The organism is Pseudomonas migulae (assembly GCF_043225285.1).
Taxonomy (GTDB): domain Bacteria; phylum Pseudomonadota; class Gammaproteobacteria; order Pseudomonadales; family Pseudomonadaceae; genus Aquipseudomonas; species Aquipseudomonas migulae_C.
This window is the reverse complement of sequence record NZ_CP171224.1, coordinates 5,950,432-5,971,005: the sequence shown is the minus strand read 5'-3', so window position 1 is coordinate 5,971,005 and position 20,574 is coordinate 5,950,432. Positions and strand designations below refer to the sequence as shown.

Sequence of the window (20,574 nt, the reverse complement as noted above, 5' to 3'; positions counted from 1 at the left end):
GAACAGGGATGGGTTGGCTGCATTCAAGACGTTTACATTATTGGCTCGGTGCAACAGCGATCGCGTTTGTGCTGTTTGCGCTGCTGCGGGTGGTGTTCTTTTTCGGTTTCTCCGGTTTCGACCCCAAGGTACTGAGCGAGGACAATGCCGTCCTGGAGACCCTCGGCATCGGCTTTCGCTTCGACCTGCGCCTGGCCATTCTGGTGACGCTGCCGTTGGCAATACTGGCCTGGATTCCGCGCTGGAATCTCCTCGGCAGCCAACTGCTTCGCCGATTGGCACGCGCCTACATCGCCCTGGCCATAGGCGCCCTGCTCCTTGTCTATATCGTCGATTTTGGCCATTACGCCTACCTGGGCGTGAGGATCAACGCCACCGTGCTGCGTTTTATCGAGGACGCGCAAATCTCCCGTGACATGGTCTGGCAAACCTACCCGGTGATCTGGATCTCACTGGGCTGGCTGACGACCGTCGTGCTGGTGACGCTGGCCCTGGTGCGCCTGGAACGGGTGACGCTGGATCGCCCCCGTAAAGTCATCCACCCGCTCTCCGCGACATGGGGAGGTGCGCTGATGGTGGTGCTGGTACTGTTGGGCATCCTGGGCCGTGTCGAGAACATGAACCTGGAAAACCCGGTGCCTTTGCGCTGGAGCGATGCCTTCTTCTCTGGCAACAACCAGGTCGCTGCATTGGGCCTGAACCCGGTGATTTTTTTCTACGACACGGTCAAGGTCGGCCAGTCGCGCTATGACGAAGCGCAGGTGCGTGAACATTACGCGGTAATCGCCAAGTACCTGGGGGTCGACCAGCCAGACCCGCACACCTTGAACTTCGTCCGTCATCAGGCGCCACAACCCTACAAGGTTTCGAGCTCGCGGCCGCCGAACGTGATGTTTGTCATGCTCGAATCGCTGGGCACCAGCGCCGTCGGCGCCTACGGCAACCCGCTCAATCCGACCCCCAATATCGACCGCCTGGCCACGCAGAGCTGGTTCTTCGAGCACTTCTACGTTCCGGTCACCGGCACCGCGAAAACCGTGTGGGCCAGCATCAGCGGGGTTCCGGACGTGACCCGCCAGGAAACCGCGACGCGTAATCCGCTGATCACCAAACAGCACACGCTGATCAATGCCTTCACCGGTTACGAGAAGATCTACACCATCGGCGGCAACTCCGGCTGGGCCAACATGAACGCCTTGATCCGGCAAAGCATCGACGGGGTCCGACTGCTCGAAGAGCGGGACTGGAAATCCCCGGTCGTGGATGTCTGGGGAATCTCGGACCTGGACCTGTTCAAGGAAACCGACAAGGTCCTGCAAGCGCTGCCCAAGGACAAACCGTTCTTTGCCTATGTGCAAACGGCGGGCAATCATCGTCCCTTCACGATCCCCAAAAGCAATGACGGATTCGAGGTCAAGCACCCTACCCTGGCGGAAGTTCAGGCTGCCGGGTCGCGCAGTGTCGAGCAGTACAACGCCGTGCGCCTGCTGGACTTCAACATCGGCCGCCTGATGGAAATCGCCAAGGCCGGCGGTTACTACGACAACACCATTTTCGTGCTGTTTGGCGACCATAACACCCGCATCGCGCAGATCCCTTTCCTGGCGCCGGCGTACGAGCAACTGGGTCTGGAAAGCAACGCGGTGCCGATGATCATCCACGCACCGGGTCTGCTCGGCACGCGCACCGTCAAGGAAGCCGTTGGCCTGGTGGATTTGCTGCCCACCGTGGCCGGCATGGCCGGCCTCGAGTTTCGCAACAGCGGACTGGGACGCGATATCCAGCAGCCTGCGCCCGAAGGTGAGCGCGTGGTGCCGCTGGTGTTGCGCGAAGGCACGTTCCCGGTGATTGCCGGCGTGACCCAACACTTCATGGTGCAAATGGAGCACGACGGCAGTTCGCCAACGCTGCACGACCTGGCTTCGGCGACGCCGCTGGACAACGTCGCCCCGCAAAACCCTGAAGAGTTCAAGCGCCTGGTGGAACTGACCCGGGGCATGCATGAAACTTCAAGGTTGATGCTGTACCAGAACGTGCGCAAGTGATCGGGACAGCCACAAAAGCGGCCACCCTGCGGCCGCTCATGTTGATGGCTAACGCTCAGCCTCGTACCGGGCTTTGTTCTGCGCATTAGGCGGATACAGACCCGGTAGCGTCGCGCCCTCCTGAACCTGACGCATGATCCAGTTTTCGAGCCGCTCCTGTTCAGCCGCCACCACGACGATTTCCTCCAGCAGCGCTTTGGGGATCAACACGGCGCCATCGTCATCCACCACGATCACATCGTCAGGAAACACGGCCACACCGCCACAGGAAATCGCTTCCTGCCAGTTCACAAACGTCAGGCCGGCCACGGATGGCGGCGCGGCGACGCCTTGGCACCACACCGGCAAATGTGTGCCGCGCACGCCGGCAACGTCGCGAATCACGCCATCGGTAACCAATGCCGCCACGCCGCGTCGCTGCATCCGTTCGCAGAGGATGTCGCCGAAGATGCCGGCGTCAGTCACGCCCATGGCATCCACCACGGCCACGCAACCTTCGGGCATGGCTTCGATGGCGGCCCGGGTGGAAATCGGTGACGACCAGGACTCCGGCGTGGCCAGGTCTTCACGTGCCGGCACAAACCGCAAAGTGAAGGCGCGCCCGACAATCCGGGGTTGTCCGGGTTGCAACGGTCGCGTGCCGCGCAGCCAGACATTGCGCAGGCCCTTTTTCAGCAGCACCGTGGTCAACGTCGCGGTGGAGATGCCGCTAAGGATTTCTTTGATCGATGGATCGAGGCTCATGGCGTTCTCCCTAAATGCTTGGAATCAGCCCACCATCCACACGGATGACAGAGCCTGTGATGTAGGAAGCCGGTGCGCTGGCCAGAAAGGCCACGGTATCGGCGTACTCCTGCGGATCACCGTAGCGCCCGACCGGAATCGACTCCGTGCTTTCATTTCGCACGGCTTCGACGCTACGCCCCTCTCGCTCGGCCTTTTTCTCGTCGAGAAAATGAATCCGCGCCGTAGCGATGCGCCCCGGCAGGATGATGTTGGTGGTGATGCCATCGCGGGCGACCTCACGGGCGAGCGTCTTCGACCAACCCACCAGGGACAGGCGCAGCGCATTGGAAATACCGAGGTTGGCAATCGGCGCCACGACCCCCGACGAAGCACTGGTGACGATGCGCCCCCACCGGCGCTCGCGCATGCCCGGCAACACCCGGTCAGTGATGGCGATCACCGACAACACCATGCCTTGAAACTGCTTTAGCCACAGGGCCGGATCCTGGCCGGAAACCGGCGTCGGTGGTGGGCCGCCAGTGTTGTTGACCAGGATGTCGACGCCACCGAAGTGCGCTTCGATCAACGCGATGTTGGTCTCCACCTGCGCCAGGTCACCCAGGTCCCACGCCAGGGCGAGGCCCTTGCCGCCTGCGGACTCGATAGCGTCGAGGGTTTCGCGCGCGGCATCCAGGTTGATGTCAGCCACCACCACGTTGGCGCCCTCTGCGGCCAGGGTTTGCGAAATCACCCCGCCGAGCCCGCCACCCGCGCCCATGACCAGTGCGGTTTTGCCTTTGATTTTCAGGTCCATGCCTACCTCTTCAGTCTTTTTTGGAGTTGTTGGTTTGAGTGCTCACGCCAGCGCCGTTCGGTGAACGCGTGCCTTCAGGTGCGAGCCGCTGCAGCAAGTGTTTGAGGTGCACAGCCTTGGCCAGGCTGCAGGGTTTGTTCGACGGCCAGGCCGCAGGCGAGCAGTTCATCGTCGTGTCCTTGGGGCAGGGAAAACAGCATGGAGGTCGGCAGCCCTTCCGCATCGATGCCGGACGGCATGGCCAGCCCCGGCATGTTGAGAAAACTGCCGATCATGGTCAGCGACAGAGTCGCGATGTTGGTGGCGGTGAACAGTTCATCGTCCTGCTCGAGTGGTGCCAGCAATGGCGCGACGTGTAGCACCGTCGGCATGATCAGCACCGCTCCCTCCAGCTCAGTGGCGATGGCTTTGATCAATCGGGCGCGGGCAGACCGGATCGCGTCGGCACGGTCGGCGGGAATCTTTGCCGCCACGTGCAGCCGGGCGCTGACCCGGTGATCCATTTGAGTCCCTTGCGGGCCCAGCACCACATCGCGCAGCTGCTCCCACGCTTCAATCGCGCCGAGCCAGCCGTCACGGACAATCAGTTGCCGAACCTGCTGCACGCTGTCGAGGGTTCTGAATTCGACGAGGGCGCCCGCCGTTCGCAGTTGTTCAACGCAATGCATCAGGTTTTGCAGCACCGCCGGCGCCAGTCGGGCGTCGTCGAGCACGCCCTGCTCAACCACAAACCTGTAGCCGGACGGCGCGCCAGCCTTTACCGACGGCTTGGTCAAGCCGCGCATGGTGGCATCGAGTAACACGCAGTCGCCGACGGTACGGGCAATCGGCCCTAGGCTGTCCAGGCTCGGCGCCAATGGATGGACGCCGCTCAGGTCATAACGCTCCGGCGAACTTTTGAAGCCCACCAGACCGTTGAAGGCGGCAGGCACGCGGATCGAGCCGCCCGTGTCGCTGCCGATTGCGGCGGTGACGATCCCGCGCTGCACCGCCACCGCCGAACCTGACGAAGAACCGCCCGGGGCCCGGGGTTCGAGACCCGGAAAATCCGCCGTGGGCGTGCCGAAATGCGGGTTCAGACCGAGGCCGGAGAAGGCAAACTCGTTCATGCCGGTTTTTCCCAGCGCGATCATGCCTTGGGCCTTCATGGCCGCGACAACAGTTGCATCGGCTGCGGCGGCGGGTTCGCCAATCCGGGTCAAGGACCCCAGCAACGTCTTGCGGCCGCGCACATCAAACAAATCTTTCACCGCGAACGGGACACCATCCAGTGGCCCCAACGCTCGCTGGTTCGCCCGCCGGATATCCGCGGCACGGGCCTGCGCCATCGCCTGCTCGGCAAAGAGCTCGGTGAACACATGCTCGCTAGCCCTGGCACGGATCAGCGCGGCGGTCACCAGTTCGACCGCCGTCACCCTGCCCTTCGCCAGCGCTGCTGCTGTTTCAGTCAATGTCGCCATCGTATCCGCACCTCGATCAGACTGTTTTTTGCTTCAGTGCAGTTCGACAATCAGCTCAACTTCGACGCAGGCGCCAGTCGGAATCTGCGCGACGCCAAACGCACTCCTGGCGTGCTTGCCCGACTCGCCGAGGATGTCTTCAAGCAGATCGGAAAAACCGTTGGCGACGATATGGTGGTCGGTGTACTCGCCGGTGCTGTTCACCAGGCACAGCACTTTGACGACCCGGGCGATCCGCGACAGGTCCCCTGTTGCAGCCTGCAACGTTCCCAGCACATCAATGGCGATGGCGCGAGCCGCAAGCACGCCGGTGTTGGTGTCGGTGTCCTTGCCCAGTTGGCCGACCCAGGACTTTCCTTCGCGCTTGGAAACATGCCCGGACAGAAACAGAAGTTTTCCTGTTTCAACAAAAGAAACATAAGAGGCCGCCGGTTTCCCCGGAGGAACTAGCGTTATCCCGGCGGCTGAAATACGCTCATATATTGCACCCGAGTTATTCATTTAAACTCCCAGCAAAAACAATCAATTAGTTATGATTAATATCAATTCAACAGCGGACTTTAATAAACTTCACAAGGCAAAAATCACACTTGAAGATTCGACGAATAACACGCTTGATACAAGTTACAATTTTCAGCTAACCTGTAAATCAAACTAACGATTAAACGCTGTATTCGAGGGATATCCGATGCCGACGATTCCGCCCCTGGCCAGCCTCAGAGCGTTCGAAGCCACCGCGCGTTTGCGCAGCGTCACCAAAGCCGCCGCAGAGCTGAACGTCACGCACCCGGCCATCAGTCATCAGATCAAACAGCTCGAAGACCATTTTGGCGTGCCCATGCTCCAGCGCGTCGGCCGCGGCGTTGTCCCGACCCAGGTCGGCGAGCAGTTCTCCCACCTGCTGACCGACTCCTTCCAGCAAATCCAGAACTTCTGCGAAGACGTGATCCGCGCCAAAAACGGCCGATCCATCGCGGTCGCTTCGGTCGCATCCTTTGCCTCTCGCTGGTTGATCCCGCGCTTGCCGAAGTTCATGGCGGCGCACCCCGATATCGACATCCGGGTGATTTATGCGCCCCATGAAACCGATGAGATGCGTGCCGACTGCGACGTATTGATCCGTTACCAGGAAACGCCGGTCACCGGCAGCGAAGTGGGCGTGCCGTTGTTTTCCGGTGAGTCTCGGCCGTTGTGCAGCCCCTCGTTCGTGGCGCGATACGGCGACCTTTCAAGCCCGGAAAAAATCGCTCGCGTGCCCTTGCTCCACGACAACGACCGCAATATCTGGACGGCCTGGTTCCACTCCGCCGGGCTGGATCTGTCGGCTCCCTTGAGCGGCATCATTTATGAAGACTTCAACTTGATGAGCACCGCCGCCATCGCTGGCCATGGCGTCGCGTTATGCCCGGTCGAACTGGTCAGGGCCGACATCGAGCAGAAGAACCTGGTGGTGTTGTCGGATGTCGGCGTGAAGTGCCACGGCAATTACCTGCTGTTGCACCGCAAAGTGCCGAGTTCGTCGGTGCTGGCCTTCCGCGACTGGCTGCTCAAGGAAGTCAAAAGTGCCGGCAGCCAGCCGGCACAACCCTGATCAGAACTCGAACAGGCGGCCAAACCCCTTCACCGAGGGGCTGGCCTTGCCGAGGCGCAACGCATGCCAGTACGTTGCCTGATTGCTGGTGATCACCACTTTGCCGGTGGCACGCTCCAGCCGTTCGATCACGTTCAATGAGCGAATGGCCGTGCAGGAGACGAAGATCGCATCCACCGATTTCCAGTCCAGCTCCAGCGCCTGCTGGTAAAGCACTTCTTCACTGATCCGCGCATGGGTATCGTCCAGGTCGATGCCCAGGCAAGCCACGCTGTGCAACTCAAATCCCTGCCCTTGCATGAACGCCACCGCCGTTTCGGTCACCGACGGCGTATACGGCGTGAGCATGGCGATGCGCCGGGCCCCAACCGCCCTCAGCGCCTCGGTCACGGCGGTCGCGGGATTGGTCACGGCAACGCCCGGACGCCCGAGTTGCACCGCCGCTTCGATCTGCGATGCACCGATCAGCATCGACGCGGCCGTGCAGGCAAATACCACGACGTCCACTCGCGAATTGGGCAGGATCAGGCGCGCCACTTGAGGGATATCGCTTTCGAACGCGCGGAAGGTCGCCTCGGAGTTGGGCTCGCCCTGACGAATTCGCGAGGTAAAGACGCTGACGTCGTCGGTCGCGGCCAAACGGTGAAAATCACGTTCGATGGCAATGTCTGCCGCCAGCGCGATCAAGCCGATGCGTAGCTGCTCGCCATACGCCGGGCCCGTGGGCGGGGCGATCTGGATGCTGTTTATCTGCACTGTCATGGGAAGCTCCGAATTAAAAAAACGTGCGAATGGCCGACTCGACGTTGTAGTCGTCGTCGACCAGCAGGATCACTTGCCACTTGTCGAACGTGGTGCACGGGTGGGAAATGCCAAAACCGATCAGGTCGCCGACCTTCACCGGGGAGTCCGCGCGGCACGCCACGAAGGCGTGCTGGTCGTTGAGGCGGGTCACTTTGTAATCCGCTCCCAGAGGTTGCGGCGCGGTGCCCATTGACGGGGTGAAGTGCAAGCGCGCGACCGGCATTTCGAAGTCGAAACTGATGTCGCGCTTGCCGACCGTCACAATCAATGTGTCCGGCTCGGGCCGCGACTGCACGACGCCCCAGACCTCAAGCCCGCCTTGCAGCGCCGGGGCAATGCCTGCCAGCGTCGGGGTCCGGTCAATCAGGCGGTCGAACGCGCGGGCGTAGGCCAGGTGATCGTGGGCCAGATAGCAACCGCTGCGGATCACCACGACCTGGCCCTGCGGCGCACGCCATTCACTCAGGCGCTGTACCACGACGTCGAAATATTCGGAGCCGCCGCTGGACAGCACCACCTCGCCCGGCGCAAACAGACCGTCGCGGAGAAAGTCGCTGGCCAACGCCAGCATCGTGTCGAGCATCGATTCGATGCGGCGCAATTTTGCGTCTTCCGCCAAACCCGGGAATACGCTTTCGTACGACTCCAGACCACGCAATTCCACCACCGGACTGGAGGCGATGCGTTGGGCGAGTTCTGCCGCGACGACCGTATCGCGCACCCCCGTACGACCGCCCTGGGCCCCCACTTCCAGCAACACGCCGAGTTTGCGTCGCGGACCCCGGCCTTCTGCGCCCTGAATCAGCGCTTCCAGCGTGGCGGTCGAGTCGACGATCACCATCAACTCCGCCCCGTGTTCGCGCTCCAGTTCGTCGTAAATCAACGCGATGTTCTGTCGCCCGACCAGTTGGTTGGCAATCAGGATGCGCGGCACACCGAACGCCCTCAAGACCGCGACCTGGTTGGCCGTGGCCGCGGTCAGCGCCCACGCACCGTCCTCCAGCTGCCGTTGGAACAAGTGCGGGGACATGGTGGTTTTGACGTGCGGCGCAATGCGCGCGCCGGTCGTGCGCAAGAAGGCTTTCATCCATTCGCGATTGCCGGCCAGGGCCGATTTTTTCAGGACTGCAACGGGGAACGCAGTGTCTTCCTGCAACAGGTTCCAGCCCTGCTTGCCAATGTCGCCGAATGCCATCGGCGACAGCGTCGGCGGCAAGCCTTTGGTGGTGCCATCGACCGATTGCTCGTCGATGGCTTGCAAGGCGTCGGTGAACGCCGAAGGCAGGCGTGCGGTTAGCTCACTCATGCACACCCCCTCAAGCCAGGTAGCGCAGGGCTACATCGGCGAAAATTCGCGCCGAGGCTTCGAGTTTGTCGAGCTCAACGTACTCGTCTACCGAACCGCTTTTGCCGACTTCGCCAGGGCCGATGATGACCATGGGCACGTTGAGCGCCGGTGCCAGGACCGCTGCGTCCGAATAGTAGGAAACCCCTGTCACCCGCGGCTGCGTGCCACGTTCGGCGACCACCGACGCCACGCACAGGTCAACGAAAGGATGTTCGGCCGGGGTGTCTACCGGCGGCTTCACGTCCACCAGTTCGATGCTGACGTGGGGACCGGCGATCGCCCGAAACTGGGCAATGACGTCGTCTGCGGTCAAACCGGGCACGGTTCGAATGTCGATGCTCGCGGTGCATTCCGGCGCAATCAGTGGCCAGGAAATACCGCCCTGGATCAGGCCCACGTTTACGGTCGGCGAACCCAGCAACGGGTGAACCGGTGACTCCACCTTCAGGTCTCGCACCCGGCAGAGGAACTCCGCCATGCGCAGGATGGCGCTGCCGCGATCCCCGGTACGGTTTTCGGAAAAGGCGTTGTGCCCGTATTCACCCTTGGCCGTTGCTTGCAGCCACAACGCACCTTTTTCGGCGATGAACACGTCGAGGGAGGTCGGTTCGCTGACCAGCAACGCCCCGGAGCCGTCGAGGATCCCGCTGTCGAGCATGTGCTTGGCGCCCAGGCAACTGGAGTTTTCCGCGGCGCTGAAGGCCAGGATCAGATCGCCCTGCAAGGGCTCGTTGCTTTGTTTGACGGCGATACCGGCGACGACCATCGCTGCCAGCGCCGCTTTCATGTCGGTCGCGCCACGGCCATACAAGCGACCGTCCTTGACCAGCGCACCGAACGGCGGAACGCTCCAGTCGGCTTCATTAACGCTGATGGTGTCCAGGTGCGCCGAAAATATCAGCGCCGGGCGATTGCCGTTCCCCTTGATACGGGCCACGACGTTGGCGCGGTTTTCGCCGATGGACTGCAATTCGCTATCGATGCCGTAGTCCGACAGAACCGAGGCTACCAGTTGCGCGGCCGGCAGTTCGTTGCCCGGTGGATCGAACGTCACCAGTTGAATCAGTCGACGGGAAAGATCCAGCAGCAATTCGTTATCAATGGGGTTCATGAAACCTAATCTCCAGGGTTGTTATTGTTCCAGCCACTGAAGACAGTTAAAGGATTATCCGGATATCGCTCAATTGATTAAATTTGCGAATCGGTCAACTGAACTAACATGAAAACCCAGGCTTTATCGTTAAATAAAACGCAAAAAAAAGTTGCCGCCCCTCTTGGATAAAGAGAGACGACAACAAAGTCTTTAACTGTGAGGAGCGATCAATTAACCGGCTGGCGTGAAGTGCCCCCAAGCCTGGTCGCTGACATAGGTGGTGACTTGCTTGAGTTCGAGAAACTCATGCATGCCCCACTCCCCCAGGCCACGGCGGAAACCGCTTTGCTTGACCCCGCCCCATGGCGCCTGAATGAAGGCCGGGCCCGAGCAGTTGGCCCAGACGATACCGGCGACCAGGGCACTGGCCACACGCTCACGCTGCGCTTGATCGTTGCACAGCACCGCGGCGGCGAGACCGAAGCGGCTGTCATTGGCCAGTTCGATGGCCTGAGCTTCGGTACTGAACCGGGTGACGCTGAGCACCGGGCCAAAAATCTCTTCAGTCCAGAGCAGGTTCTCGCGAGAGACATCCAGCAGGACCGTCGGCGGGTAGTAAAAACCCGGGCCGTGGCTGGCCGACAGTTCACCACCGCACAGCACCGTAGCCCCTTGCTCGATACCCTGGCGAACCATGCTCGCCACCCGGTCACGCTGCGCGGCGCTGATCAATGGCCCCACCTGGGTCGTGTCCTCGACTCCCGCGCCGACACGCAGCCCGACAACCGCCGCGTGCAGCTTTGTCAGCAAGGCGTCATACACCGAGTCCTCCACCAACACCCGGCTGGTCGCGGCACAAACCTGGCCCTGGTTGTACAGGGAGCCCATCAGAATCCATTCCACCGCGTGATCGAGATCGACATCGGCAAATACGATCATTGCCGACTTTCCGCCCAATTCCAGTGCGACGTCGCCGACCAGTTCGGCCCGCGCTTGCATCACTCGGCGCCCGGAGTCGACACCGCCGGTGAACGAAACCTTGGCAATGCCCGGGTGCCCGGCCAGGCGTGCGCCAGCCTCGCTACCCAGGCCGGTCACCACGTTGAGTACACCGGCCGGGAGCCCCGCCGTCTCGGCAATGCGCGCCAGGCTCAAGGTGCTCAGGGACGCCAGTTCCGACGGTTTGATCACCACCGAACACCCGGCCGCCAGTGCGGGGGCGACTTTCCACGCCGCGTTCACCAACGGGAAATTCCACGGCACGATCAACCCGGCGACGCCCGCAGGCTCGTAGCGCAATTTCACCTCGAAGCGCTCATCGGCAATCGCTACCGCTTCACCCTGACGTCCATCGAGTGCTTCGGCGAGGTCCGCGTAATAGTTGAAGCAGAGCGCGGCGTCGCCTACGTCATAACGCGCCTCGACGATGGGTTTGCCGCAATCGCGCACATCCAGTTGAGCCAGTGCCTCCACCTCGGCTTCGATGCCTTGGGCGATCGCCCTGAGCAGCTTCGCCCGCTGTGCCCCCGTGGTGATGCGCCAGCCGGCACTCAGCGCTTTTTCAGCGGCCACTACCGCCGCATCGATATCTTCGGCGGTACCGCGAGGGATCTCGGCGAAGGCTTGCTCGGTAGCGGGATCAATGACGGGCAAGGTCTGGCCGGTTGTACTCGGCTTCCAGCGACCATCAATAAAGTTCAGGTTTTGCATGTTGGTTTTCTACCTGCTGACAGTTCGAGACATCTAAAGGGTCATGCGGAAATTTTCAGGCCGCCGGCACGTTCTTCCTGAATCAACTCGGCGGCGCGCTCGCCGATCATGATCGACGCTGCATTGGTGTTACCGCCGACGATGGTCGGCATGATGGACGCGTCAACCACCCGCAATCCCTTGATCCCGTGCACCCGCAAGCGGGCATCCACCACGGCCAGGTCGTCGTTGCCCATCTTGCAAGTGCCCACCGGGTGGTAGTGCGTTCCCGAGAGGTAGCTCATGTAGTTATCGATTTGCTCATCGGTCACGCATTCGCGACTTTCCGCCGCCTCTTCCCCCACCAGTGCCTTCAACGGGCCCTGGGCAAAGAGCTGCCGGGCCAGGCGAAACGCCCGGCGATTGGTGGCACGATCGGTTTCCTCGCTGAGGAAGCGATGGATGATTTTTGGCGGGTCCATGGGGTCGGCCGAGTTAAGCGTGACTTCACCGCGACTCTCCGGCCGGCAGACCGCCCACTGAATGGCCAGCGCGTGTTTGCGCGGCCATGGATCATTGGCGCTGTTGGGGTTTACCGCACTGGGAAACATCAGGAACTGCACGTCCGGGCGCGCCAGTTCGGGCAGTGTCTTGACGAAGGCCAGGGCGTTCATCGGGAAAATCGACAGCGGCCCTTCCCGGCGCACCACGTATTGCAGCAAAGCGGACGCGGCGCTGAAGGGGTTCATCAGGCGGTAGTAGGTGTCCGTGGTTTTACTTTCGAACTGGAGGGTCGAACCAAAGTGATCCTGTAGGTTGCGCCCGACGCCCGGCAATGCGTGCAAGGTTTCGATCCCGTGTTCGGCCAGCGCCTGCGGATCGCCAATCCCGGACAACATCAACAGTTGCGGCGATTGGTAAGCCCCGGCCGACAGCACCGTGTCCAGTCGTGAACGCAGTTGCAACGCCTTGCCTTTGTATTGGACGGCCACCCCTTCACAGCGATCGCCTTGCAGCAGGACCTTGGTGACCCGCGCGCCGGTCATGACCGTCAGGTTCGAGCGATCGAGCACCGGCCGCAAATAGGCTCGCGCCGATGAGCACCGCGCCACGGACTCGTGAGTATGGGTGAATTGCGACCACGCAAAGCCTTCCTGGCTCGGCCCGTTGTAATCCGGGTTATAGGCAAAACCGAGGCTTTTGCCGGCATCGATAAAGGCCTGGTAAATGCTGTGCTGGTAATGCCCGAACGTGGTTTCCAGCGGTCCCCCGGTACCGCGCAACGGCGCGGTGCCGTGCTCCCAGTGTTCCGAGCGCACAAAACAAGGCAACACGCTGGCAAAGCCCCAGCCGGGATTGCCCAGGGCTTCCCATTCGTCAAAATCCCCGGCATTGCCGCGCACGTACAACTTGCCATTGATCGATGAGCTGCCGCCGAGCACGCGACCGCGAGGCAGCTCGAACTGCTGGCCGTGCAACGCCGGTTCGGGTTCTGACTTGAACGCCCAGTCATAGCGACTGCCCACGGTCAGGGCTTCCCCCAGAGGAAAGGAAAACCTCGGGTCCCAATCCTTGGGACCGGCTTCCAGTACGAGCACCGAGACAGACGGGTCCTCCGACAGCCGTCCGGCCAGCGCACAGCCCGCCGATCCGGCGCCGACAATGATGTAGTCATAGGTGGTGGTGCGACTCATGCCTGTTCCCCCGAAGCCCTTTTGGTGCTGGGCGTCAACTTGTTGGTGGTAGCACGGACGATGCGATCGACCGTGATGGCCAGGGCGGCAATGCCCAGGCCGGAGATCAAACCTTCACCGGGCTGGACGCGTCCGATCGCCGAGAGTGTCTGGGCCTCAAGCCCTTGGGAACCGACCAGCGCGACCACAATCAGCATCCCGAAAGACAACATGATGGTCTGGCTGATACCCAGCACGATTTGCGGCAAGGCCAGTGGCAACAGCACATGGAAGAACTGCTGGGTGCCGTTGCAGCCGTTCATGCGCGCCACTTCTTTGTAGTCACCGCCGACCTGTTGCAGGCTGGTGGCGACGTAACGGCTGACCGGCGCCAGGCCGTAGAGCACGATGGCAATGTAGGCCGCGAAATCGCCCACCTCGAACAGCACAACCACGGGGATCAGGTAGACAAATGCCGGCAGCGTTTGCAGGGTGTCAGCCACCACTTCGAGGATGACGAACGCCTTGCGGTTGAGACCGGCCAGGATGCCCAGCGGCAGACCCAGTACGATGGCGGTCAAGGTCGAAATGATCACCAGGTACAAGGAAACCATGGCCTTGTCCCAGAGCCCGAACCAGGCGACAGCCCCCAGCATGATCACCACCATGACCGCCAGCTTGCGCCCGCCGCTGATCAACGCGAGCCCGCCGAAGCCGATCAGGCCTGGCAGCCAGCCGAACGAACCGAACAGCTCGCGGGTCGGGCGCAGCAGCCCCGAGATCACCCCGTCGCGCAACGCGGACAGTTGTGGCTGGAACGCCAGGTTGAACACCCTGAGTTGTTGATTGAGAAACTTGCCCGGTTCGAATTCCAGTGCCTTGGGAAAGGTCGCAACGTGGGGGTACAGCCAGACAGCGACGACGCCCGCGACGGTCACCAGCACACACACCAGCGTGAGCAGGCCTTTTTTCGATTGCCCGTGCCTCGGCCGGCGCATGATCCAGATGCGGCAGGCACGGTCGAGCATGATCGCCATCAGCGTGATCGCTACGCCCGCCACCAACGCACCGCCCAGACGCATGGACTTGAGTCCCCGGAGCACATCGGCGCCCAGCCCTTCCCCACCGATGATCGCGCAGATGATCACCGTGGAAAACGTCAGCATGATCACTTGATTCAACCCGGTCAGCAGCGTCGCCCGGGCCGCCGGAACCTGCACGTTCCAGCACTGTTGGCGTGGCGTGCAGCCGGTGATCTGGGCAAGCTCGACAATCGATTGCGGCGTGCGGCGCAGGGCAAACGTGGTGATGCGCGCCATCGGCGGCATGGCGTAGATCACCAGCGCTACCAGCCCGGCAATCGGGCCGAAGCCGAAGAACACCACGATCAATACCAGGTAGGAAAAGATCGGCAGCGTTTGCATCGTGTCGTAAAACGGTTCCAGCACCGCCTCGGCCACCGGGTACCGATAGGCCAGAATGCCCAGCAGTAACCCGAGGCCGCAGCCGATAGGAATCGCCACGGCCACCGTGACCAGCGTGTTGACGGCTGATACCCACAACCCGGTGAACAGGAAGTACGCCAGGCAACCGCCGACCAGCAATGCAAGCTTCCTGCCGCCGAACCAGGCGCTGAGCAGGGTCAGGACGAAGACCATCGAGAACCACGGAATCGCCGGAAGCGTGACAGGCGTCGAACCGAAGAGACTGAACCTGAAGCCCTCGACCAGCAACCCGCCGAGGAAGCGCTGAGGCAAGGCCAGCACGCCGGAAATCCCCCGGGAAATATCGACGATGGTGTAACTGCCAATCGTGAACTGGGTGATATAAGCCAACAGTCGGGTGATGTAGCTCCCGGCGTCCACGGTCCACGCCTGCGGCATGCTGTGTGCCCAGTCCACCCGGTTGACCAGCATCAGCACGATCAGTGTCGCGACAACCAGCGTTACGGCCTTGATCAGCTTGAAGCGACCGGTTCTCCCGGCCGGGCGAGTTCGCGAGTTCACCGGGTCCGCCAATACGGTGGGGATTTGCTGACTGTTCATTTGGTCAACCAACGTGAATAGGACTGACGTGATACCTGGCCGACGAGCGTGCCCTGGGCGTCTTTCACCGCAATGGCGTGATCCGAGGCAATCAATCGTTGCGCAGCCGTGCCGATTTTCTGATCCAGCTCGAACGGTTCGGCGTGCTCGGCCTGGGCTGACAGCGGTTCCAGGATCGCTCGCAGCGACACCACCTTGTCCCGCGGAATGTCTTGCACGAACGCGCGTACGTAATCGTTGGCAGGTTTGAGCACCAGGTCTTCGGCGGTGCCGATCTGCAGGATCTGGCCGTTCTGCATGATTGCAATCCGGTCGCCCAGGCGGACCGCTTCATCGAAGTCGTGGGTCACGAACACAATGGTCTTGCGCAGGCTGCGCTGCAGACGAATGAACTCGTTCTGCATCTCTTTGCGGATCAGTGGATCGAGTGCCGAGAACGGTTCGTCGAGGAACCAGATGGACGGGTCGGTCACCAGGCTCCTGGCAATACCCACGCGCTGTTGCTGTCCGCCGGAGAGTTCATGGGGGTAGAACAATTCCCGGCCCTTGAGCCCGACCAGTTCCAGCACGCGTTGCGCCTCGGCCAGGCGCTTGTCCCGTGGGGTGCCGTTCATGCGCAGCGGGAACGCGATGTTCTCCAACACGCTCAAGTGCGGCAGCAGCCCGAAGTTCTGGAACACCATGCTGATCTTGCGCCGGCGAATATCCATCAGTTGTTGCGAGGTGGCGGATGCCAGCGACTGATCGGCGATCATCACCTCCCCCGCGCTGAGGGAATACAGCCCGGTCAGGCAGCGCAGCAGGGTTGATTTGCCTGAGCCGGACAAGCCCATCAGGATAAAAATCTCGCCGGTGCGAACTTCAAAACTGGCTTCACGCACACCGGTGGTGTAGCCCAGTTTTTCCAGGGCCTGGGCATCGCGCGCATTGCCTTGCGCCTTCAGATACGCTTCGCAGTCGGCACCGAAAACTTTCCAGACATCGATCGCTTTGAGTGCAAGTGGCTCTGTATGAGCAATAGGGTTTAACACCTTGAATCTCCCATGACGATTGGCGCTCGCCTGTTCGGTACAGGTTCTTGAGCAGTGACGAAATCAGCGGTGTTGCGCTATTTCGACCAGCCTTGAACAACGTCCTTGTGGGAGGCAATCCATTCATCGGCTTCGTTTTCAGGTGAGCTGCCGTCGTTGTCGATCATGTCCATCGCCGTGGCCACGGACTCTTTGTTCAGGGTGAATTTCTGGAGGATTTTTTCCGCGACCGGTATGGCGGCAAACGCCTGTTTGTTGCCCAGTTTCAGCACGTCGACTTCCTGGCGGGTATCGGGAAACTGCACGAACTCACCGGGATTTTTTTCGGTGAACCAGTTTGGGGTGAACATCCAGCCGAGGATCGGCTGTTTGCGATCGATGGCCCCCTGGAACGTGGCCAGCAGCGCTGAAGGTGAACCTGAATTGATCACATTGAACGGCAGTTGATAGGTGGTGATGCGCACATCGGAACGCGAGCCCCAGTCGGCCGGGGCATCGACAAAACGGGCCTTGGGCTTGGTGTCGGCGGTGGCCAGGGCTTCAGCGCACTTGGGCTGTTTGAGCGCCTCGAAAGAAGGCAGTCCCGGACAGAATTGCTTGAGGTACTCCGGGTACCACCAGCCCTCGGTGACTTTTACGCCTGTCGGGCCGTAATTGTTGACCTTACCGGACGCCATGGCGGCCTTGGTCATCTCCACGCCGGTGGTTTGCCAGGCGCCAAGCGTGACGTCGATATCGCCGGTCTGCACGGCGGTGTACTGCGCCGCGGAATCCACCGTCACATACTTGACCTCGTATCCCGCCTGTTTCAGTGCCTGGCCATACACGGCGGCAATGAAATCGGAGTCCGAGGAGTTGATGAACGAGATTCGAACAGGTGTCGATATTTCAGGCACGGCAGCCTGGGCAAGGCCGATGCTCATGCACGCTACGAGACCTGTAACCAGCTGACCTGCATTTCGATAGTTCATTCGCATACGCCTCAATAGGAATTGTTGTTGTCGATTGGGCAGGGCTGACTATGAGCCATATAAATCGCGAGAATCCGGGTGACCTTTTGTTATTGGGGCAACAGGAAAACGCTGTTGCGTCCGTCACGAGAAACTACATATCGCCTCGCTTGCAAACCACAATGGCCTGATGCCAGAGGTGCAACAAGTGACTTTTTTTCGGGACATGTAAATCATATGAACGCATTGACGCAGAGCCATTGACTGGCTCTGCGGAGCATAGACGAGGGGGTGGCGAAACCGGGGAAAGCCGGTGGCATGGAGATTGCTCCTGCACAGGAAAGAGGCGTCGATCAACCTCTACTTGAGCAGAAACCACCCACAGGGGTACATGCCATGCACAGTGTGTTTTATGCGACGGGCCATCTGGCCAAAATCCGGGTACAGCCGCTTGATTCGGTGCCTGGCCCCGTTGAAACGAAGCCTTCTGCCCTTGAGTTTCAGGCAAGGATTTGCAGTGCGATTCTGCTGGTGGCCCTGAGTACTTCCTGCACGTTCTGGTTGATCGGCAGCTTCGCCTGAACCAAAAAAGCGCGGCAGCCACAGGTTATGCACCTGTGACTGCCGCGCCTTGATCAAACGCTGCCTCGAGCTCGGCTTATCGACCGTTCCTGATCATGTCGGCCGCCCTTTCCCCAATCATGATGCACACCGAATTCGGGTTACCTGAAATCAGTGTGGGCATGATCGAGGCGTCCGCAACGCGCAGCCCTTCGATGCCATGCACCTTGAGATCCGGAGCGACAACGGACAGGTCATCCGTGCCCATGCGGCACGTGCCGGAAGGATGCAGCGCGGCGTGGGCTTCTTCGTGGCAGAACTTCTTCATCGCTTCCCGGGACCTGACCGCCGCGTCCGGCACATGACGCCTGGCGAGGTAAGGTTTGAACGCGGCCTGGGACATGATCTCTTCGCCCACCAGGCAGCCGTCCACCAGGCTTTCGATGTCATAGGGGTCGGAGAAGTAGTTGGGCACGATGCGCGGTGGCGACATCGGGTCGGCCGAGTACAGTTCGACATAGCCCCGGGATCTTGGACGGATCTGGCCCAGGTTCAAGGTGCACCCATTGCCCCCCGGAACGGAATCGACGCCCTCTTCAATCCCCGCGCCCACCACCATGAAGTACTGGATATCGGGATTGGTCGCCGCCTTGTCACCCCACCAGAACGCGCCGCCTTCAATCAGGTTCGAGGCCGCCGGGCCTTGCCGGAACAGGGCGTACTGCAAGCCCGCCATCATTTTCCAGTGCAGCTTCTTGTACTTGTCGTAGCTGTGCGGCCCCGTCAGTTCGTAGACCAGCGACACTTCGATATGGTCCTGCAGGTTCTGCCCTACCCCCGGCAAATCCCTGATCACCTTGATGCCGTGCTTTGCCAGCTGCGCGGCCGGACCGATGCCCGACAGCATCAACAAACGAGGCGAGTTGATGGCGCCGGCCGACAGGACGATTTCCTTGTCGGCGTGCATGATCTGGCGCACACCGTTCTCGATGTATTCCACGCCAATCGCCCTGTTGCCCTCGGTCAGGATGCGGATCACCCGGCACCCGGTCTTCACCGTGAGGTTCTTGCGTGATTTGGCAGGCGCGAGATAGGCCACGGCCGCACTGCTGCGAAAGCCATTTTTTGCGGTGATTTGGTACAACCCGCAACCTTGCGGTTTACCGGAGTTGAAATCCTCGTTGTACGGCAAGCCGTATTGCTGGCAGGCGCGCAGCCAGACCTTGGTCAGCGGATGAATATTGATCGGGTCGGAAACCCCCAGAGGCCCGCCCACACCATGGGCCTCGTTACAGAAACGCTCGTTGTCTTCGGCCTTCTTGAAGTAAGGCAGCACGTCTTTGTACGACCAGCCCGTGGCGCCCTGCTCGACCCAACCGTCGTAGTCGGCCGGCACACCGCGGATGTAAATCATCGCGTTGACCGAACTCCCGCCCCCCAGCACGCTGGCCTGGACCATGGTCGGCGTTTCAGTGCGGCGCTGATCTTCGGTCGGTTCCCAGGCATAGCGTTTGAGCAGCGGGCCCTGCGCCGTTTTGTAATAGGCGCCGGGGATATGGATGTAGGGGTTGCGGTCGCGAGGTCCTTCTTCAAACAGCACGACGGATGCGGAACTGTCTTCGCTGAGCCTCGAGGCCACCGTGCAGCCTGTCGAGCCGCCTCCGATTACGATGAAATCCACCATGACGACTTACTACCTTTTATGAGGCACACATTGTGAGAGCGGGGAGTTTGAAATCCGGGTGAGCGGCGCTTTAGCGTCCAACCAGTCGGGTCAGCAGCGCCTTCAGGTCCTGCGCGACCTCATAGCTGTTTTGTTGCTGCTGCTTCTTGCAAAACAACTCGCAACTCCACCAGCCGTCATAACCAGTCGCCTTCACGGCGTCGGTCCACTCGACGAGGTCCAATATCCCCTGCCCCGTCGGCACATCCCGCAGAATCTCTTCATTGGGAATCCCGCCTGCGAACGGCAGCGAGTCACACACATGCACGCCGTAGATCACGTCTTTGTTCATGCGCGCGATGTCTTCAGGTTTGACGCCGGAGGTGAAGCAATGCCAGTAATCGATCACCATCTTCACGTTGTCGCGCTCGGTGCGATCGATCAGCTGCAGTTGGTGATCCAGGGTATTCAAGGGCGTCCAGGACAACGCTTCGAGGTAAAGCAGCACGTCGTATTGCTTGGCGAGATCGGCCAGCAACACCAGATTTTCAGCCGTCAACGCAAACTGCTCGGCCTCGTCCTGCCCAAGCAGACCGCTGTAGTGGGCGCTACTGCCGTGCTTGCGGAAATCAATCACGGCTTGCACGTTGATCGGGCCGGTGAGCACTTGAACACCCTTGGCGCCGACCAGGTTGGCCAACTGGAAAAGCCGCTCCGCTTCCTTTAGCAAATCATCGCGTTCGGCGCCTTGGCGCTCGATATCCCTCAGGTAACCGATGCCGGTGACGGGGATGTCCTTGAACAACGCTTTCAGTTCCGCTTCGGAATCACCGGCCTGCAACCAGTTCTCGAGTTTGCCGCTGTAGATTTCCAGCGCTTCGAAACCGACCGTCCTGGCAATGTCGATGTCCATCGCCAGCGTCGAATGTTTGGCGACCGTGGAATGCAGGGCCAGGGTGTTTTTTTGAGTGTGCATAGGGCGCTCCTACTGTTGGCTTCCAGTGTAGAGCGATAGGGTTCCGGTAGTGATTTCGCACTCGCAGTAAATGCGGCGCAACCTGACGCAGTTGCTGCGTCAACA

The 20,574-nt window shown here is 61.0% G+C and carries 17 protein-coding genes; 3 read left to right on the top strand and 14 right to left on the bottom strand.

Annotation, left to right across the window (positions count from 1 at the left end; translation table 11 throughout):
• The first annotated feature begins 8 nt into the window (after positions 1-8).
• Entirely contained in the window at positions 9-2,045 is a 2,037-nt protein-coding gene (locus ACF6ZU_RS27415) for an LTA synthase family protein (RefSeq protein ID WP_392888788.1), read from the top strand.
• Between the two features lie 48 nt (positions 2,046-2,093).
• On the opposite strand, the gene ACF6ZU_RS27410 is transcribed toward ACF6ZU_RS27415, so the two are convergent.
• The 4 genes from ACF6ZU_RS27410 to ACF6ZU_RS27395 all read right to left on the bottom strand — a co-directional run bounded on the left by ACF6ZU_RS27410 (position 2,094) and on the right by ACF6ZU_RS27395 (position 5,546).
• Positions 2,094-2,789, bottom strand: coding sequence for a ribonuclease activity regulator RraA (locus ACF6ZU_RS27410; RefSeq protein WP_392888786.1), 696 nt, complete (start codon positions 2,787-2,789; stop codon positions 2,094-2,096).
• A gap of 10 nt (positions 2,790-2,799) precedes the next feature.
• Positions 2,800-3,585 (bottom strand): SDR family oxidoreductase, encoded by a 786-nt coding sequence (locus ACF6ZU_RS27405; RefSeq protein ID WP_392888784.1) that lies wholly within the window; start codon positions 3,583-3,585, stop codon positions 2,800-2,802.
• A 74-nt stretch (positions 3,586-3,659) separates the two neighbouring features.
• The gene (locus tag ACF6ZU_RS27400; protein ID WP_392888782.1) at positions 3,660-5,045 is read right to left on the bottom strand and encodes an amidase family protein; all 1,386 of its coding nucleotides are present in this window, start codon (positions 5,043-5,045) and stop codon (positions 3,660-3,662) included.
• A gap of 33 nt (positions 5,046-5,078) precedes the next feature.
• A complete protein-coding gene (locus tag ACF6ZU_RS27395) occupies positions 5,079-5,546 on the bottom strand; it encodes a RidA family protein (RefSeq protein ID WP_392888780.1) in 468 nt (155 codons plus the stop codon).
• Positions 5,547-5,733: 187 nt separating this feature from the next.
• On the opposite strand from ACF6ZU_RS27395, the gene ACF6ZU_RS27390 reads away from it, so the two are divergent.
• The gene (locus ACF6ZU_RS27390) at positions 5,734-6,636 is read left to right on the top strand and encodes a LysR substrate-binding domain-containing protein (RefSeq protein WP_392888778.1); all 903 of its coding nucleotides are present in this window, start codon (positions 5,734-5,736) and stop codon (positions 6,634-6,636) included.
• Here ACF6ZU_RS27390 and ACF6ZU_RS27385 read toward each other — a convergent pair whose 3' ends face one another.
• The 8 genes from ACF6ZU_RS27385 to ACF6ZU_RS27350 all read right to left on the bottom strand — a co-directional run bounded on the left by ACF6ZU_RS27385 (position 6,637) and on the right by ACF6ZU_RS27350 (position 17,242).
• A complete protein-coding gene (locus ACF6ZU_RS27385; RefSeq protein WP_392888776.1) occupies positions 6,637-7,398 on the bottom strand; it encodes an Asp/Glu racemase in 762 nt (253 codons plus the stop codon).
• Between the two features lie 13 nt (positions 7,399-7,411).
• Positions 7,412-8,746 carry an amino acid deaminase gene (locus ACF6ZU_RS27380; RefSeq protein ID WP_392888774.1) on the bottom strand — a complete coding sequence of 445 codons (1,335 nt, stop codon included), beginning with the start codon at positions 8,744-8,746 and terminating at the stop codon, positions 7,412-7,414.
• Between the two features lie 10 nt (positions 8,747-8,756).
• On the bottom strand, positions 8,757-9,899 hold the full coding sequence (locus tag ACF6ZU_RS27375) for a M20 family metallopeptidase (RefSeq protein WP_392888772.1): 1,143 nt from the start codon (positions 9,897-9,899) through the stop codon (positions 8,757-8,759).
• 213 nt (positions 9,900-10,112) lie between these two features.
• A complete protein-coding gene (locus tag ACF6ZU_RS27370; protein WP_392888769.1) occupies positions 10,113-11,591 on the bottom strand; it encodes an aldehyde dehydrogenase family protein in 1,479 nt (492 codons plus the stop codon).
• A 41-nt stretch (positions 11,592-11,632) separates the two neighbouring features.
• Positions 11,633-13,264, bottom strand: a complete 1,632-nt coding sequence (locus tag ACF6ZU_RS27365; protein ID WP_392888767.1) for a GMC family oxidoreductase — start codon at positions 13,262-13,264, stop codon at positions 11,633-11,635.
• On the bottom strand, positions 13,261-15,288 hold the full coding sequence (locus ACF6ZU_RS27360) for an ABC transporter permease (protein WP_392888765.1): 2,028 nt from the start codon (positions 15,286-15,288) through the stop codon (positions 13,261-13,263). The genes ACF6ZU_RS27365 and ACF6ZU_RS27360 overlap by 4 nt, the downstream gene beginning before the upstream one ends.
• Positions 15,285-16,319, bottom strand: a complete 1,035-nt coding sequence (locus ACF6ZU_RS27355; protein WP_392888763.1) for a glycine betaine/L-proline ABC transporter ATP-binding protein — start codon at positions 16,317-16,319, stop codon at positions 15,285-15,287. Before ACF6ZU_RS27355 ends, ACF6ZU_RS27360 begins: the two co-directional genes overlap by 4 nt.
• Before the next feature lie 77 nt (positions 16,320-16,396).
• A complete protein-coding gene (locus ACF6ZU_RS27350) occupies positions 16,397-17,242 on the bottom strand; it encodes a glycine betaine ABC transporter substrate-binding protein (RefSeq protein WP_392888762.1) in 846 nt (281 codons plus the stop codon).
• A 345-nt stretch (positions 17,243-17,587) separates the two neighbouring features.
• Here ACF6ZU_RS27350 and ACF6ZU_RS27345 point away from each other — a divergent pair, with 345 nt between their 5' ends.
• Positions 17,588-17,851 (top strand): hypothetical protein, encoded by a 264-nt coding sequence (locus ACF6ZU_RS27345; protein ID WP_392888760.1) that lies wholly within the window; start codon positions 17,588-17,590, stop codon positions 17,849-17,851.
• Positions 17,852-17,927: 76 nt separating this feature from the next.
• Here ACF6ZU_RS27345 and ACF6ZU_RS27340 read toward each other — a convergent pair whose 3' ends face one another.
• A complete protein-coding gene (locus ACF6ZU_RS27340) occupies positions 17,928-19,514 on the bottom strand; it encodes a GMC family oxidoreductase (RefSeq protein ID WP_392888757.1) in 1,587 nt (528 codons plus the stop codon).
• Positions 19,515-19,584: 70 nt separating this feature from the next.
• On the bottom strand, positions 19,585-20,469 hold the full coding sequence (locus ACF6ZU_RS27335; protein WP_392888755.1) for a sugar phosphate isomerase/epimerase family protein: 885 nt from the start codon (positions 20,467-20,469) through the stop codon (positions 19,585-19,587).
• Between the last annotated feature and the right edge of the window lie 105 nt (positions 20,470-20,574).